Origin of the sequence: Citrobacter sp. Cpo090 (assembly GCF_030332665.1) — a bacterium.
GTDB classification, from domain to species: Bacteria; Pseudomonadota; Gammaproteobacteria; order Enterobacterales; family Enterobacteriaceae; genus Citrobacter; species Citrobacter portucalensis.
Genome location: NZ_JAOWHK010000030.1, coordinates 340234 through 356908 on the forward strand (window position 1 = coordinate 340234; position 16675 = coordinate 356908).

The following is a 16675-nucleotide window of genomic DNA, read 5'->3' on the forward strand; positions in this document are numbered from 1 at the left end:
CAAAGAAACCATCATCTTGGCTTATGTATTTTCTTTATAAAGAATGAAATCCCTTTCACTCTTTATTTAAGATAAGATTCTATATATAACTACGTTGGCGTCATTTTAACGGTCATATAAAAATATAAAAACTACCTCGGTTGGTAGTTTTTCAAGGAAGCCGACTTTTAGGCCTGCCTGGCCCCAGCAAAATTGCCAGTTTGCTGCCGCCTGTGGTCGTTTCCATCCAGATTTTACACACGCTGGTTAACGGCACGGAGAGCAACATACCTACCGGACCAAGTAGCCATCCCCACACTAACAGAGAGAGAAAGACGATTAACGTTGATAATCCCAGCCGGTGCCCCATCATGCGGGGTTCGAGGATATTGCCAATCACCATATGCACCACCAGAAACAGCGCGCCAACCAGTACGCATTCGTAAACGCCGTTGAATAGCAGTGCCTGGATCATGGGCGGGACGGCAGAAATGACTGAGCCAATGTTGGGCACGTAGTTCAACAGGAATGCCAGTACGCCCCACATCAGAGCAAACTGAATCCCCATCAGCGCCAACCCCAGCCAGACGATAGCGCCGGTCCATAGGCTGAGCAACGTTTTCAGCGCCAGATAGTGAGATACGCCCTTTAACGCCCGATGCAGCCCTGCAATATGGATTTGTGGGTTGTTCAGCGCAAAGCGCAGCTTATAGGGGACATGACGCACCTCAAACAGCATAAAAACTACCGTCATCACCAGCAGAAAGACGCTGGCCATGGCGCCAGAAAGGCTCGTCATCAGCGTGGTTGTGAAGGTCATCAACTTGTCGGAATCCATGCGCTGCAGCATGCGCTCCGGAGACATATGCAGATTCAGAAACGGCACCATCTCTTGCAAATACAGAATCTTGCGCGTCAGTTCCTTATTGTATTTTGGTAGGAGGTCCATGAATTCAGTGATTGATGACGCCAGAACGCCGACCAACGCGGTAAGAACGATCAGCATCACCACGACCACTAACGTAATAGCTACCGGGCGACGTACCCCCCGGCGAATAAACCAGGTGACCAGCGGATTCAATACGATGGCAAAAAAGAGAGCCAGTAGCAGTTGTACAATGATATCCGCCGCGGCATGAATACCGGCGAGGATCACCACCAGGGCGGCCAGTTTGAGCAAAATGTGCAAACCCGTTTTATCGGGTTGAGGGGTTGTCATGTTTTCTTCCTGCCTGCGTTTTTGCATTAAGTGTAGCGGCTGGTTTGCGACTAAAACTCCTAAACTGGCTACTGATTTCTGCTCTGCAACATGGTAGAAATGAAACACTGTTGTGAAAATGTGGTGACCCTCCATGCCCGAACCCGTCGCTGAACCGACGCTTAGCGGTTTACGCCTGAACCTGCGTATTGTCTCTGTGGTGATGTTTAACTTCGCCAGCTACCTGACCATCGGTCTGCCGCTCGCGGTGTTGCCTGGCTACGTCCATGATGTAATGGGATTTAGCGCTTTCTGGGCCGGACTGGTCATCAGCCTGCAATATTTCGCTACGCTGCTGAGCCGTCCGCACGCCGGTCGCTATGCCGATCTGCTGGGGCCAAAGAAAATTGTGGTATTTGGGCTGTGCGGCTGCTTTTTAAGTGGCCTGGGCTATTTACTGGCGGGATCAACGAACGGATGGCCGTTGGCCAGTCTGCTGCTGTTATGCCTGGGGCGGGTGATTCTCGGGATCGGGCAAAGCTTTGCCGGGACCGGCTCTACGCTGTGGGGCGTAGGGGTGGTTGGCTCAATGCACATCGGACGGGTGATTTCCTGGAATGGCATCGTGACCTATGGCGCGATGGCGATAGGCGCGCCGCTGGGTGTTCTGTTTTATGCCTGGGGTGGTTTACAGGGGCTGGCGCTGACGGTGATGGGCGTGGCGTTGCTGGCGATACTGCTGGCGCTCCCTCGTCCGGCGGTGAAGGCCAGCAAAGGCAAACCGTTGCCGTTTCGCGCGGTGCTCGGGCGGGTCTGGTTGTACGGCATGGCGCTGGCCCTGGCCTCCGCCGGATTTGGGGTAATCGCTACCTTCATTACCTTGTTCTATGATGCCAAAGGTTGGGATGGCGCCGCATTCGCGCTAACGCTTTTTAGCTGCACGTTTGTCGGCACTCGTTTGTTGTTCCCAAACGGTATCAACCGTTTAGGCGGGCTAAATGTGGCGATGATCTGCTTTAGCGTCGAGATCGTCGGGCTGTTACTGGTCGGGATGGCTTCGATGCCGTGGATGGCGAAAATCGGCGTTCTGCTCGCCGGGGCCGGGTTCTCGCTAGTCTTCCCGGCGCTGGGCGTGGTGGCGGTAAAAGCTGTTCCACAGCAAAATCAGGGCGCTGCGCTGGCGACCTATACGGTGTTTATGGATTTATCGCTGGGGGTGACCGGGCCGCTGGCCGGGTTGGTCATGACGTGGGCGGGCGTGCCGGTTATCTATCTGGCGGCAGCCGGACTGGTAGCGGTGGCGTTATTGCTGACCTGGCGGTTAAAAAAACGGCCTCAGGTGGTGTCACCGGAGGCCGCGTCATCGTCTTAACCGTTACTGGATAACCAGCGTGTTAATGATGTTTTCTGCGGTAGTCTGCGCTTTTTGCTGATCGTCAGCAGGCAGCGTGATTTGCAGCGTCAGCAGTTGGTTGTCCACTTTACCCAACACCACGGAAGAGTATGCGGTCTGGCCTTTGGCCGAGATGATGCTGTCTAACTGCTGCAGCGTGTGGCCTTTTAGCTCAATAGATTTATTGGTGACGACCTGCAGCTGCGGGTCGCGGCTACGCTGCTGATCTTCCAGACGTTTTGCCAGCACGGCCAGATCTTCGTTGGTGTTGTCGCCAACAATCACAATCACCGCTTTCTGGCCGGTTGCGTCAGAATATACGTGCATATTGTTCGCCTGGGTGCCCAGCTTGCCGCTCTGATCGGTCATATCAGCTGGCAGGGAAAAACTGAGTTTGCCGTCCAGCAGGCTGACCGGTTGTCCGGTGGCGTTACTTTCTGCGGCAGCACCCTCGGCTGGCGCTTTTGTATCGCTATTATCACAGGCCGCAAGCCCCATAACCAGCAGGCCAATACCGACATATTTAACCAGATTGCGCATTGACTTCTTCCTTTCAATAAACGGCCATAACGGCTCATTCGTCCATCTTATCACAACTCGGAAAATGAACCTTTAACTCGTCTGCAATGCAGAGATTTCGGATTTATCTGCCAGCCTTTTCAGTAACATATTCAGCAACACGCCGTACATCGGCAGGAAGAAAATAATGCTGATCAGCACTTTGAAGCAGTAGTCGACCAGCGCGATTTCCATCCAGTGCTCGGCCATAAAGGCATCCGGGCTGCGCCAGAAGGCGATAAAGAAGAAGGCCAACGTATCGCTGATGTTGCCAAACAGCGTGGACGCCGTCGGTGCCAGCCACCAGCGACGGTTCTGACGAAGGCGGTTAAAGACATGCACATCCAGAATTTGTCCCAGCGCGTAAGCCATAAAGCTGGCGGCGGCGATACGGGCGACAAACAGATTAAAGTGCAGCAGCGCGCCGAATCCCTGCCACGATCCCATATAGAACAGTGATGAAACGACATAGGAGATCAGCAATGCGGGGATCATAACCGCAAAGATGATACGTCGTGCCAGCGGTGCGCCAAAAATACGCACGGTCAGGTCGGTCGCGAGGAAAATAAACGGAAAGCTAAACGCGCCCCATGTGGTATGGAAACCAAAAATGGAGATTGGAAGCTGCACCAGATAGTTGCTGGAGGTGATCACCAGCAGATGAAATAGCGATAGCCAGAACAACGCTTTTACGCGCTGAGTTTGTGTAAACGGAGTCATATTGTGACCTTTTTGTTGGATGGGGTGAGGGAACCCAATAAAAAACCGTCGCATGATACTGCTTTAAGAGCACATTGCAATGGTTGTTTTTCACGCAATCGTTAACCTGATTGGCTTACGCCACAACAGAGCGTAAAATAACGCCGTTTTTGTATGAATGAGACGACGATGAGCGACCTGTTTACTTCCCCCGACCATACTCTTGATGCCCAGGGGCTGCGCTGCCCGGAGCCGGTAATGATGGTGCGTAAAACCGTACGCGGCATGCAGGCCGGTGAAACGCTGCTGATTGTCGCCGACGATCCGGCAACAACCCGCGATATTCCTGGCTTCTGTACCTTTATGGAACATGAGCTGGTGGCCAAAGAGACCGACTCGCTGCCGTACCGCTATCTGGTGCGCAAAGGCCAGTAATCTTATTATGCCGGATGGCGCTCCTACAAAGCCTGTGTAACCTCCAGGACGGATAAGGCAACGCCGCATCCGGCACACACATTACCCTTTGCGCAATAACCGCAGCGCGTTAGCGGTCACCAGTACCGTCGCCCCCGTATCCGCCAGCACCGCCAGCCACAGTCCGGTTATCCCGAGCAGCGTGGTGACAAGGAAAATCCCCTTCAGGCCCAGCGCAATCGCAATGTTCTGGCGAATATTGGCGTGGGTGGCCCGCGCCAGCTGAATCATTTGCACCAGACCACGCAGACGGTTGTGGGTCAGGGCGGCATCGGCGGTTTCCAGCGCGACGTCGGTCCCGCTCCCCATTGCAATGCCGATGGTAGCCGCTTTCATTGCCGGAGCGTCGTTGATACCGTCGCCAACCATCGCCAGCGGCGACTGTTGGTTAAGATGGGTAACGGCCTGCACCTTATCTTCCGGCAAGAGCCCCGCTTTGAATTCGAGACCCAGTTCACTGGCAATCGCCGCCGCCGCGCGTGGGTTATCACCGGTCAGGATCACCCCTTTTACGCCAATCTGATTAAGCTCGCTGATGGCGCTGCGAGCGTCGTCGCGCAGTGTGTCCTGCAGGGCCAGCACGCCGAGAACGATATCGTTACGCAGCACCAGCACCACCGTTTGGCCCGCGCTTTCCAGCTCACTTATCTGCCCGGCAAAGGCGTCGGCAGGCTGTTTACCTGCGGCGCAAATCAGTACGCGCTCGCCGTTGACCAGCGCTTCAATTCCAGAGCCAACCAGAGCCCGTTGCTCTTTTGCGACAGGAATAGCCAGTTCGCGCATTTGTGCTTCCCGGACAATCGCCTGTGCCAGCGGGTGTGTCGCGCCTTGCTCTACCGCTGCCGCCAGCGTCAGCAGTTCAGCCTCACCGATACCACTCGCTGGATGAATCGCTGTGACGCGCGGTTTACCGACGGTCAGGGTACCGGTTTTATCAAACGCCACCTGTGTGACTCTACCCAACTGCTCCAGCGCGGCACCGCCTTTGATTAACGCCCCACGACGCGCCGCGGCGGCAAGACCAGAGGTAATGGCTGCGGGGGTTGAAATCACCAGTGCGCAAGGACAGCCAATCAGCAGCAGCGTCAGTCCTTTGTAAATCCACTCCTGCCAGGATGCGGCAAACAGTAGCGGTGGAACGAGGGTGACCAGCAGCGCAACCGCCATAATGGCCGGGGTGTAAATCCGGCTGAAACGGTCAATAAAGCGCTCAATCGGGGCGCGGCGTTCTTCCGCTTCTTCAATCAGCTTCAGAATACGGTCAATGGCGCTGGCACCCGGTTCGGAGAGCACTTCCAGCGTAACCAGACGGTCCACGCTGGTGGCACCTGCCGGAACTTTCTCGCCGATGGCGCGTTCAACCGGGATCGATTCGCCGGTCAGGGCACTTTCATCAAAGCTGGCAAACCCGGAGACCAGTTTACCGTCGGCAGGTAAACGCCCACCCGCGGCAACTTCAATAATATCGCCAGGCCGGAGGGTATTGATAGCCACCTCTTCGCGCTCGCCGTTACGCAGGCGCGTGGCGGTTTCCGGCTTGAGCGCCATCAGTGCGCTGACCCCTTTACGGGCGCGACTGGCGGCCCATCCTTCCAGGCGTTCGCCAATTAAAAACAGCAGCAGCACCATAGCGGCTTCCGCTGTCGCGCCGATAAACAGTGCGCCAATGGCGGCGACGCTCATCAACGTTTCAATGGCAAAGTAGCTGCCGGTTTTCATCAGGCGCAGAGCCTGACGGGCAATGGGATACAGTCCGACCAGCGTGGTGGCGATAAACGCTATCTGACCGAAGGGATGATTGAACTGCTCCAGCCCCCAGCTAACCGCCATCATGATAATCAGCGAAATCAGCGGCAGGTTTTCTTTAAAACGTGACTCGGGGGCGGCGTCCGTCGCGTGCTCATCGCGCAGGGTATAGCCTGCTTTTTGCACCGCGTTTTCAACTTGCTGGCGGATATCGGAACCCGCATCGACCACCAGTTTTTCAGTGGCGAACAGAACCTGGACCTGGTTAACGCCGCTGACCTGGCGGACCGCATTCTCTACTTTGCGGGCACAAGCCGCACAGTCCATGCCCGCCACTTTCCAGGAATAGCGGGTACCTTGTACGGTATCGGATACGGGTGGTGTAGTGGAGCAGCTTCCTTCGCAGCAGCAGTCATCCACCTTTTGTGGCGCAGGCGCTGGCTTAAAAGAAGAGAATTGTGGGGCCTTTTTGCCACTGGTATCAGGTGTCGACATGGCATCCTCCGGTTGATAATCATTTCGTATTAACCGGAGGATACACTCTGGAGTCGACTCCAGAGTCAAGCGTTTTAAAGATACAACGAACGAACAATCAGGAAATGCCCGGCGAAGTAGCAGGCGGCGGCAATTGCGTTATCGGCGCGGAAGCGGCGACGATAATGGCTACCCAGCCAGACAATGTTGCCGATGAACAGGAGCGATGCGCCCAGAAATGCCGACAGTGCCGGGGCTGTCGGGCGGAAGAACCACAACTCACCGGCCATCCAGACCATCATCAGCGTGATGCCGATAAAGGTGCAGATAGCGACACGCAACTCTTCCAGACGTGTCCAGATCACGGCGATCAGCAACGCCCCCAGCACCACCAGCACCAACGGCAAAGGCCAGAAGAACGACAGCGTCATTTGGCTGGCGAAGTAGATGGTGTACAGCAGATGCGACAGGAAGAATGCCCCCACGGCGTACAGCAGGCGTTGGCGCGGCAATAACGTCAGCGCATCGCCCAGCAGCGAGGCAAGCAGACCCGCCAGCACCAGATAGCTGATAGCGTTAAACATTGGCGCCTGCCAGGCCAGCAGCGCCAGCAGGAGTAACGTCAGGGGCTTAAAGACCCAGCGTTGCCAGGCGGGCCCACGATAGGAAGCATCCACGAACAACCATGCGGAAAGGCAGACAGCGATAAACGACCAAAGCATCATAGTTCCTTGAATTCGTTATTTTTTCGTGAGCGGGGTGCTCACGGCTCTACTGTCCAGTGTAGAGGTCGACACTGCCAGATGACAACACCATAACAGGCGATGTATGCTTATTTCCGCATTTTCTGATGGGTTAATAATATGAGTAAGCCACCACTTTTTTTCATTGTTATCATTATCTTAATAGTTGTTGCTGCGTCGTTTCGCTTTGTTCAGCAGCGGCGAGAAAAAGCCGATAATGATGCGGCGCCGCTGGTGCAAAAGCAGGTGGTGGTGAGTAACAAACGGGAAAAACCGCTTAATGATCGACGATCCCGTCAGCAGGAAGTGAGCCCGGCAGGAACCAGCATGCGCTATGAAGCCAGCTTTAAGCCACAAAACGGGGGTATGGAGCAGACGTTTCGTCTGGATGCCCAGCAGTACCACGCGTTAACGGTCGGGGATAAAGGCACGCTGAGTTACAAAGGTTCGCGATTTGTTGATTTTACGCTTGAACGCTAAGGTGTCATCTGACTGATGCCGGATGCGGCTTACGCCTTATCCGGCCTACAGATTTTTTCACCCCGCCTCGCAACGCGCCGCCGGGCGATAAGATCACAGTTACTTCTTCAACTGATCTTTAATCTTCTTCTGCCACACCAGCAACTCAAAGACGCCGAACAGAAAAATACGGATTTTCTCTCCGTTGGTCATCTGCGGGCCATCTTTTGGCATGGTGCTTTTTAGCAGCGCCAGTTGCATACCATGCATCAGCACCATAAATATCAGTGCGACGTTAACGAAGATGTTAAGCGGGCGTGGAAAGGGTTGGAAAATATTCAGTAGTAAAAATGCCCAGACGCACAGCATCAGCAGGCGTCCCAGGTTAATCAGCATCGTGTTCTCCTCGTGCTTCACGTTGGTACAGGCGATAGGCGACCTGTCCGGCGACTTTCTCACGGTATAGCGACCAGTTCACCGGAACCGGTGGCAAGCCGTTTTCTACTTCGCTTTCAACGTAAATATACGCTTCATTTGCCAGCCAGCCATGAGTTTCCAGAAGAGTTAATGTTTCTTCCAGTAATCCTTTGCGAAACGGCGGGTCAACAAATACCACGTTATGCGGCGTACCTGCCTGAGCCAAAAATGTCAGCGTATTGGTATTGACGACGCGGGCATGGGAGGCTTTCAGGGTGGCGAGATTCTTTTGTAGCTGCTGAGATACCGCGCGATCCATCTCCAGAAGCGTCGCATTTGCCGCATAGCGAGAGAGGGCTTCCAGCCCCAGCGCGCCGCTGCCGGCAAAGCAGTCCAGACAGTGAGCATCGACCATTACCGGGGCCAGCCAGTTAAACAACGTTTCGCGCACACGGTCAGTGGTCGGACGCAGGCCGGGGCTGTCCGGAACCGGGAGTTTACGGCCACGCCATTGCCCGCCAATAATGCGGATCTGGCCGCTACCAGAGTGATTCGGTTTTTTCATTTCAATTATTGCTCAATCCGCTGCTGACGTGTCATTCCAGGCGGTGATGTGAGTTAAGTTAAGTGATAGACTATTTCATCATTTTTTTAGCTGCTATGTACATAGCGTTGACGCTGTGCCATGAAGCAACAGCGGGGGAGTGTAGTCGCAAATGGCGAAAGAGAAAAAACGTGGCTTTTTTTCCTGGCTGGGCTTTGGTCAAAAAGAGCAGGCACCGGAAAACGAGACAGAAGTAAAAAACGAAGAACAACAACCGGTTGCTGAAGAAACTACCGTCGTTGATGAACAGCCGCACGTCGAGGAAACCCGTAGCGAGGCCGAAACGCAAGCCTTTGCCGCTGAAGTCGTTGAAGTAACTGAACAGGTTGCGGAAATCGAAAAACTGCAGCCGGAAGACGAACCTGTCGCCGAACAAGCGCAGCCGGAGATTGAGCCGGTTGCTGAACCCGTTGCTGAAACTGTAGTGGAAACGCCAGCAGCGGTGGTTATCGAACGCGAAGAATTGCCGCTGCCGGAAGAGGTGAAAACCGAGGAAGTTTCTGCCGAAGAGTGGCAGGCCGAAGCGGAAACCGTGGAAATCGTTGAGGCGGCTGAAGAAGAAGCCGAAAACGAACCGCAACTGACCGACGAAGAGCTGGAAGCGCAGGCGCTGGCCGCTGAGGCTGCTGAAGAAGCGGTTATGGTGGTGCCGGTAGAAGAACCTGCTGTAGAAGAACCGGTAGAAGAAGAGGTGGTTCAGGAGCAGGAAAAACCAACCAAAGAAGGTTTCTTTGCGCGTCTGAAACGCAGCCTGCTGAAAACAAAAGAAAACCTCGGTTCCGGATTTATCAGTCTGTTCCGCGGTAAAAAGATCGACGATGATCTGTTTGAAGAGCTGGAAGAGCAGCTGCTGATCGCTGACGTGGGTGTAGAAACCACCCGCAAAATCATTGCGAATCTGACGGAAGGCGCCAGCCGCAAGCAGCTTAAAGATGCGGAAGCGCTGTACGGTCTGCTGAAAGAAGAGATGGGTGAGATTCTGGCGAAGGTTGACGAACCGCTGAATGTTGATGGCAAAACACCATTTGTTATCTTAATGGTTGGCGTCAACGGCGTGGGCAAAACCACCACTATCGGTAAGCTGGCGCGTCAGTTTGAGCAGCAGGGTAAATCGGTCATGCTGGCGGCAGGCGATACTTTCCGTGCGGCAGCGGTAGAACAGCTGCAGGTCTGGGGTCAGCGTAACAACATCCCGGTGATTGCTCAGCATACCGGCGCGGATTCCGCGTCCGTTATCTTTGATGCTATCCAGGCGGCGAAGGCGCGTAATGTGGACGTGCTGATCGCTGATACCGCAGGGCGTTTGCAGAATAAATCGCACCTGATGGAAGAATTGAAAAAAATCGTTCGCGTCATGAAGAAGCTGGACGAAGATGCGCCGCATGAAGTTATGCTGACTATCGACGCCAGCACCGGGCAGAATGCGATAAGCCAGGCCAAACTGTTCCATGAAGCGGTGGGCTTAACCGGTATCACCCTGACCAAGCTGGACGGTACGGCGAAGGGCGGGGTTATCTTCTCGGTTGCCGATCAGTTTGGCATCCCTATCCGCTATATCGGTGTGGGCGAACGTATCGAGGATTTACGTCCGTTTAAAGCGGACGATTTTATAGAGGCACTTTTTGCCCGAGAGGATTAACAATGATTCGCTTTGAACATGTCAGCAAGGCCTATCTCGGTGGGAGACAAGCGCTGCAGGGAGTGACCTTCCATATGCAGCCTGGCGAGATGGCGTTTCTGACCGGCCACTCCGGCGCGGGGAAAAGTACCCTGCTGAAGCTGATTTGTGGAATTGAACGGCCCAGCGCCGGGAAAATCTACTTTAGCGGGCATGACATCAGCCGTTTGAAAAACCGTGAAGTGCCTTTTCTGCGTCGTCAGATTGGCATGATTTTTCAGGATCACCACCTGTTGATGGACAGAACCGTGTTTGACAACGTGGCAATTCCGCTGATCATCGCGGGTGCCAGTGGGGACGATATTCGTCGTCGCGTGTCAGCGGCGCTGGATAAGGTCGGACTGTTGGACAAAGCGAAAAACTTCCCGATTCAGCTCTCCGGCGGTGAACAACAACGCGTCGGCATTGCCCGCGCGGTGGTGAATAAACCTGCGGTACTGCTGGCGGATGAACCAACGGGGAACCTGGATGACGCGCTGTCAGAAGGGATCCTGCGCCTGTTCGAAGAGTTTAACCGCGTCGGGGTCACGGTATTAATGGCCACGCACGATATTGGCCTGATCTCCCGTCGCTCCTATCGCCAAATGGTTCTGAGCGATGGACATCTGCATGGAGGCCTGGCGCATGAATAGACGTGACGCTATTAACCAAATCAAACAGTTCGGTGGCCGACTGGATCGCTTTCGTAAATCGGGCGGTGCGCCGGGTGACGGCGGCCGCAACGCGCCAAAGCGTGCGAAAGCCGCGCCAAAGCCGAACTCGCGTAAAACCAATGTCTTTAACGAGCAGGTACGTTATGCGTTTCAGGGCGCGTTGCAGGACCTGAAAAGCAAGCCGCTGGCGACGTTCCTGACGGTGATGGTTATTGCCATCTCCCTAACGCTGCCAAGCGTGTGCTACATGGTTTATAAGAACGTAAACCATGCGGCAAGCCAGTATTATCCGTCCCCGCAGATCACCGTTTACCTGCAAAAAACGCTGGATGATGATGCGGCGGCGCGGGTGGTTGGTCAGTTGCAGGCCGAGCAGGGCGTGGAGAAAGTAAATTATCTTTCCCGTGACGACGCGCTGGGCGAATTCCGTAACTGGTCTGGCTTTGGCGGCGCGCTGGATATGCTGGAAGAGAACCCGCTGCCGGCTGTGGCGGTTGTTATTCCGAAACTGGACTTCCAGGGAACGGAGTCGCTGAACACGCTGCGTGACCGCATCGCGCAAATCAACGGTATTGACGAAGTGCGGATGGATGACAGCTGGTTCGCCCGCCTGGCGGCGCTGACGGGCCTTGTCGGACGCGTTTCCGCGATGATTGGCGTGCTGATGGTGGCGGCGGTCTTCCTCGTCATCGGTAACAGCGTGCGCCTGAGTATTTTTGCGCGTCGCGATACCATTAACGTGCAAAAACTGATTGGCGCGACGGATGGATTTATCCTGCGTCCGTTCCTCTACGGCGGTGCACTGCTCGGTTTTTCCGGTGCATTTCTTTCACTGATTTTGTCAGAAATTTTGGTGATGCGTCTGTCGTCAGCGGTGACTGAGGTGGCACAGGTATTTGGAACTAAGTTTGATATCAATGGGTTATCGTTCGATGAGTGCCTGTTATTGCTGCTGGTGTGCTCAATGATTGGCTGGGTGGCAGCCTGGCTTGCCACGGTTCAACATTTACGCCACTTTACCCCCGATTAAAAAATCTCTGGTATAATCTTTCCCTGCACTGAGTAGTTCGCTCTGCAGGGAAAGAGTCCCTGTTGTCTCTTCCCGGCGTATTCATTGTGATGTCACATTTTGTGCGTAATCTATACACATTACGACATGGAACTTGTGGATAAAATCACTGTCTGATAAAAGATTGAATGATATTCTCGTTGCTCATAAGCTCTGGCATGGTTGTTGCTACTGGTTTTTGTTAATTAGTTTTTAGCCAATGCGCCAGATGAAAAGATTGAGAGGATTTGAATGACCAAAGAAATGCAAAATTTAGCTTTAGCCCCTGTTGGTAACCTGGAATCTTACATCCGGGCTGCGAACGCGTGGCCGATGTTGTCGGCTGACGAGGAGCGGGCACTGGCTGAAAAGCTGCATTACCAGGGCGATCTGGAAGCAGCTAAAACGCTGATCCTGTCTCACCTGCGCTTTGTTGTTCATGTTGCTCGTAATTATGCGGGTTATGGCCTGCCGCAGGCGGATCTGATTCAGGAAGGTAATATCGGCCTGATGAAAGCCGTGCGCCGTTTCAACCCGGAAGTGGGTGTGCGCCTGGTTTCCTTCGCCGTGCATTGGATCAAAGCTGAGATCCACGAATACGTTCTGCGTAACTGGCGTATCGTTAAAGTCGCGACCACCAAAGCACAGCGTAAGCTGTTCTTTAACCTGCGTAAAACCAAGCAGCGTCTGGGCTGGTTTAACCAGGACGAAGTTGAGATGGTTGCTCGCGAGCTGGGTGTTTCCAGCAAAGACGTGCGCGAAATGGAATCCCGTATGGCGGCGCAGGACATGACGTTTGACATGTCTTCAGACGACGAGTCTGACAGCCAGCCGATGGCCCCGGTGCTGTATCTGCAGGATAAATCTTCTAACTTTGCCGACGGCATTGAAGAAGATAACTGGGAAGATCAGGCCGCGAACAAACTGACCCACGCAATGGAAGGTCTGGACGAGCGTAGCCAGGACATCATTCGTGCCCGTTGGCTGGACGAAGACAACAAGTCGACGTTGCAGGAACTGGCCGATCGCTACGGCGTTTCCGCTGAACGTGTTCGTCAGCTTGAAAAGAACGCCATGAAAAAACTGCGTGCGGCGATCGAAGCGTAATCTTCCAGCCGACCTGGAAATGCTGATAAACCCTGGATGAAAATCCGGGGTTTTTTGTTTTTATCTCTCCCCCTCTCTCCTGACGTTTATGCTTTTTGTCATCAAGTTGTTATCTGCATGTCAAATTTAGCTATTCCAAAATAATAAAAATCGGGTATGTTTTAGCAGAGTATGCTGCTAAAGCACGGGTGGCTATCCAATAATCGAAATAAAGTGCTGAACAACAACATCACAACACACGTAATAACCACAATAATGGGGATTGTCAGGATGAATATGAAGGGTAAAGCGTTATTGGCAGGATGTATCGCCCTGTCTTTGAGCAATATGGCGTTTGCTAAGGATATTAAAGTTGCTGTCGTCGGCGCAATGTCCGGTCCGGTAGCGCAGTATGGCGATCAGGAATTTACTGGTGCAGAGCAGGCGATTGCAGATATCAACGCCAAAGGTGGCGTGAAAGGCGACAAACTGGTCATGGTGAAATATGACGATGCCTGTGACCCGAAACAAGCGGTAGCGGTAGCTAACAAAGTGGTCAACGACGGGATTAAATATGTTATCGGCCACCTGTGCTCGTCTTCCACTCAGCCTGCGTCAGATATCTATGAAGACGAAGGCATTCTGATGATCACCCCAGCGGCAACGGCGCCGGAGCTGACCGCACGCGGCTATAACCTGGTGATGCGTACCACCGGTCTGGATTCCGATCAGGGCCCGACTGCTGCCAAATATATCGTTGAAAAAGTGAAGCCGAAGCGCATTGCGATCGTTCACGACAAACAACAGTACGGTGAAGGCCTGGCGCGTTCCGTACAGGACAACCTCAAGAAAGCCAACGCTGACGTGGTGTTCTTCGACGGGATCACCGCTGGCGAGAAAGATTTCTCTACGCTGGTGGCGCGTCTGAAGAAAGAGAATATCGATTTCGTTTACTACGGCGGTTACCACCCGGAAATGGGGCAGATCCTGCGCCAGGCACGCGCTGCGGGTCTGAAAACCCAGTTTATGGGACCAGAAGGGGTAGCGAACGTGTCGCTGTCTAACATCGCGGGTGAGTCTGCAGAAGGCTTACTGGTAACGAAACCGAAGAACTACGATCAGGTTCCGGCGAACAAACCGATTGTGGATGCGATCAAAGCCAAGAAACAGGATCCGAGCGGTGCATTCGTATGGACCACCTACGCCGCGCTGCAATCCTTGCAGGCCGGTCTGAACCAGTCTGACGATCCGGCTGAAATTGCCAAATACCTGAAAGCCAACACAGTGGAAACCGTAATGGGGCCGCTGTCATGGGATGCGAAGGGCGATCTGAAAGGCTTCGAATTCGGCGTGTTTGACTGGCATGCTAATGGTACGGCGACAGACGCCAAATAATTTTCCTGGCGCCTTTCGCGCTGCAGATGCGTTGGCTACGTTATTCAACCCCGGTCACTTACTTATGTAAGTGACCGGGGACTTCATAACTTGCCGTCTTCCTGCAACGTGAAATTCCTGGAAAATTGCGAGGCGGTTTTTTATCTTTTTTCCCAGCCATTTTTCTGAGCCGTAAACCCTAACGCCTGCATAAACGCGGCCATCACGCTGCGATCTTCAACGCCGACGTCGGCCATCCACCATGAACTCACGTCAGGGTTTTCCCGGATGACTTCTTCGATCAAATACTGCCCGACACCGCGACGGCGGGTGATATCGCGTACGCGTAATGAATCTAATGCGCCTTGCGTGCCGCTCAGGGTTACGCGAACCGCGCCTAACAGACGCTCGTTAAAGCGTGCGGCGTAGATCCGGTGCGTTTCATCTACGCTTAACGATGAGGCGGAATATTCCGGCCAGATTTTGCCCAGATCAATCTGGTCCTGGTCGCTAAAGTTATCTAAACGAACGATGGTCAGCTTCATTAACAGCATGTCCAAATCACAAAAGATGGAATGAGTGTACCGAAATAATTCGCCCGGATGCTTTCTCTTTTTTATGTGAATAACCAGATTAATAATTTTGTAACAACGGTAATGACAGTTTGAAACCGTAGAGATTGAAAAACAGGCAGAATAATACCCTGGAATGCAGCATTTTATTCGGCTCTTTGTACCGTTATTTTATGCTGACAAATGTACTTTTTTTTGTTTATCTATAGTGAAAAGCAGAATATTATCTTTTCTTAATCGACTGAAAAATAGAGATTTTAGCCTGATTTTGCTTAAAAAACTGCGCTAAACCATTAATGAGACTGGTAAAAATAGTGCAGTTCAAAAAAAGCACAGACTGCTTTTTAACCACATAAATACAAAATATTAATTACGTCACGAATGGGGATTCAGGTAATGAAACGGAATGCGAAAACAATCATCGCAGGGGTGATAGCACTGGCAATGTCACACGCGGTCATGGCGGAAGATATCAAGGTCGCTGTTGTCGGTGCGATGTCAGGCCCGGTCGCGCAGTGGGGTGATATGGAATTTAATGGCGCACGTCAGGCCATTAAAGATATCAATGCCAAAGGCGGGGTCAAAGGCGACAAACTGGTCGCTGTGGAATATGACGACGCTTGCGATCCGAAACAGGCCGTTGCGGTAGCGAACAAAATCGTCAATGACGGCATTCAGTACGTTATTGGACATCTGTGCTCATCTTCCACGCAGCCCGCATCAGATATTTATGAAGATGAAGGCATTCTGATGATTTCTCCGGGTGCCACTAACCCGGAACTGACCCAGCGCGGTTACGCACACATCATGCGTACAGCGGGTCTGGACTCCTCTCAGGGGCCGACCGCCGCGAAATACATTCTGGAGAAGGTGAAGCCGCAGCGTATCGCCATCATTCACGATAAACAGCAATACGGTGAAGGCCTGGCGCGTTCAGTGCAGGACAGCCTGAAAGCGGGCAAAGGCAACATCGTTTTCTTTGACGGGATTACCGCCGGAGAAAAAGATTTTTCTGCGCTGATCGCCCGCCTGAAAAAAGAAAATATCGACTTTGTTTATTATGGCGGCTACTACCCGGAAATGGGGCAAATGCTGCGCCAGGCGCGTTCCGTCGGGCTGAAAACCCAGTTTATGGGACCAGAGGGCGTCGGCAATGCGTCGCTGTCTAACATTGCCGGTGATGCTGCTGAAGGCATGCTGGTAACTATGCCAAAACGCTATGACCAGGATCCGGCGAATAAGGCTATCGTCGATGCGCTCAAAGCTGACAAGAAAGATCCAACCGGACCGTACGTGTGGATCACTTACGCAGCCGTCCAGTCATTGGCGACAGCAATGGATCGCAGCGGTAGCAAAGAGCCGTTGGACCTGGTGAAAGATCTGAAAGCACACGGGGCTGATACCGTGATTGGGCCGCTGAAATGGGACGAAAAAGGCGATTTGAAGGGATTTGAGTTTGGTGTCTTCCAGTGGCACGCAGACGGTTCATCGACCGTTGCGAAGTAATACCTGAAGACGAG

General features: G+C 53.3%; 17 protein-coding genes. 9 read left to right on the forward strand and 8 right to left on the reverse strand.

The window, feature by feature from the left end:
• Positions 1–151 precede the first annotated feature (151 nt).
• The gene (locus tag OGY83_RS14390) at positions 152–1198 is read right to left on the reverse strand and encodes an AI-2E family transporter (protein WP_079938148.1); all 1047 of its coding nucleotides are present in this window, start codon (positions 1196–1198) and stop codon (positions 152–154) included.
• Positions 1199–1331: 133 nt separating this feature from the next.
• On the opposite strand from OGY83_RS14390, the gene OGY83_RS14395 reads away from it, so the two are divergent.
• On the forward strand, positions 1332–2549 hold the full coding sequence (locus tag OGY83_RS14395; RefSeq protein WP_003827545.1) for an MFS transporter: 1218 nt from the start codon (positions 1332–1334) through the stop codon (positions 2547–2549).
• A gap of 3 nt (positions 2550–2552) precedes the next feature.
• On the opposite strand, the gene OGY83_RS14400 is transcribed toward OGY83_RS14395, so the two are convergent.
• Entirely contained in the window at positions 2553–3110 is a 558-nt protein-coding gene (locus tag OGY83_RS14400) for a DcrB family lipoprotein (RefSeq protein WP_003827547.1), read from the reverse strand.
• Positions 3111–3182: 72 nt separating this feature from the next.
• Complete coding sequence (locus OGY83_RS14405) at positions 3183–3848, reverse strand: 7-cyano-7-deazaguanine/7-aminomethyl-7-deazaguanine transporter (RefSeq protein WP_003827549.1); 666 nt, start codon at positions 3846–3848, stop codon at positions 3183–3185.
• Positions 3849–4016: 168 nt separating this feature from the next.
• Between OGY83_RS14405 and tusA the strand changes: the two genes are divergently transcribed.
• Positions 4017–4262 carry a sulfurtransferase TusA gene (gene tusA, locus OGY83_RS14410; protein WP_003827551.1) on the forward strand — a complete coding sequence of 82 codons (246 nt, stop codon included), beginning with the start codon at positions 4017–4019 and terminating at the stop codon, positions 4260–4262.
• 81 nt (positions 4263–4343) lie between these two features.
• Here tusA and zntA read toward each other — a convergent pair whose 3' ends face one another.
• The gene (gene zntA / locus OGY83_RS14415; RefSeq protein ID WP_286636150.1) at positions 4344–6542 is read right to left on the reverse strand and encodes a Zn(II)/Cd(II)/Pb(II) translocating P-type ATPase ZntA; all 2199 of its coding nucleotides are present in this window, start codon (positions 6540–6542) and stop codon (positions 4344–4346) included.
• A gap of 74 nt (positions 6543–6616) precedes the next feature.
• The gene (locus OGY83_RS14420; RefSeq protein WP_123268824.1) at positions 6617–7243 is read right to left on the reverse strand and encodes a lysoplasmalogenase; all 627 of its coding nucleotides are present in this window, start codon (positions 7241–7243) and stop codon (positions 6617–6619) included.
• 141 nt (positions 7244–7384) lie between these two features.
• On the opposite strand from OGY83_RS14420, the gene OGY83_RS14425 reads away from it, so the two are divergent.
• Complete coding sequence (locus OGY83_RS14425) at positions 7385–7744, forward strand: DUF2500 domain-containing protein (RefSeq protein ID WP_079938146.1); 360 nt, start codon at positions 7385–7387, stop codon at positions 7742–7744.
• 99 nt (positions 7745–7843) lie between these two features.
• On the opposite strand, the gene OGY83_RS14430 is transcribed toward OGY83_RS14425, so the two are convergent.
• Together OGY83_RS14430 and rsmD are read right to left on the reverse strand one after the other, a co-directional pair.
• Positions 7844–8119, reverse strand: coding sequence for a DUF1145 family protein (locus OGY83_RS14430; RefSeq protein ID WP_003023415.1), 276 nt, complete (start codon positions 8117–8119; stop codon positions 7844–7846).
• Positions 8109–8705, reverse strand: coding sequence for a 16S rRNA (guanine(966)-N(2))-methyltransferase (rsmD, locus tag OGY83_RS14435; protein WP_003827565.1), 597 nt, complete (start codon positions 8703–8705; stop codon positions 8109–8111). The genes OGY83_RS14430 and rsmD overlap by 11 nt, the downstream gene beginning before the upstream one ends.
• Positions 8706–8856: 151 nt before the next feature.
• On the opposite strand from rsmD, the gene ftsY reads away from it, so the two are divergent.
• From ftsY to OGY83_RS14460, 5 genes are all read left to right on the forward strand, one after another.
• Positions 8857–10383 (forward strand): signal recognition particle-docking protein FtsY, encoded by a 1527-nt coding sequence (ftsY, locus tag OGY83_RS14440; protein ID WP_286636151.1) that lies wholly within the window; start codon positions 8857–8859, stop codon positions 10381–10383.
• Positions 10384–10385: 2 nt separating this feature from the next.
• On the forward strand, positions 10386–11054 hold the full coding sequence (ftsE, locus tag OGY83_RS14445) for a cell division ATP-binding protein FtsE (protein WP_003023420.1): 669 nt from the start codon (positions 10386–10388) through the stop codon (positions 11052–11054).
• The gene (ftsX, locus tag OGY83_RS14450) at positions 11047–12105 is read left to right on the forward strand and encodes a permease-like cell division protein FtsX (protein ID WP_003837835.1); all 1059 of its coding nucleotides are present in this window, start codon (positions 11047–11049) and stop codon (positions 12103–12105) included. Before ftsE ends, ftsX begins: the two co-directional genes overlap by 8 nt.
• A gap of 270 nt (positions 12106–12375) precedes the next feature.
• Positions 12376–13230 (forward strand): RNA polymerase sigma factor RpoH, encoded by an 855-nt coding sequence (rpoH, locus tag OGY83_RS14455; protein WP_003023425.1) that lies wholly within the window; start codon positions 12376–12378, stop codon positions 13228–13230.
• Between the two features lie 270 nt (positions 13231–13500).
• Positions 13501–14604 (forward strand): branched-chain amino acid ABC transporter substrate-binding protein, encoded by a 1104-nt coding sequence (locus OGY83_RS14460; RefSeq protein ID WP_286636153.1) that lies wholly within the window; start codon positions 13501–13503, stop codon positions 14602–14604.
• Between the two features lie 140 nt (positions 14605–14744).
• On the opposite strand, the gene panM is transcribed toward OGY83_RS14460, so the two are convergent.
• Complete coding sequence (gene panM / locus OGY83_RS14465) at positions 14745–15128, reverse strand: aspartate 1-decarboxylase autocleavage activator PanM (RefSeq protein ID WP_079938207.1); 384 nt, start codon at positions 15126–15128, stop codon at positions 14745–14747.
• A 423-nt stretch (positions 15129–15551) separates the two neighbouring features.
• On the opposite strand from panM, the gene livK reads away from it, so the two are divergent.
• Positions 15552–16661: a high-affinity branched-chain amino acid ABC transporter substrate-binding protein LivK gene (livK, locus tag OGY83_RS14470; protein WP_043018611.1), complete on the forward strand. Its 1110-nt coding sequence runs from the start codon at positions 15552–15554 to the stop codon at positions 16659–16661.
• Positions 16662–16675 lie beyond the last annotated feature (14 nt).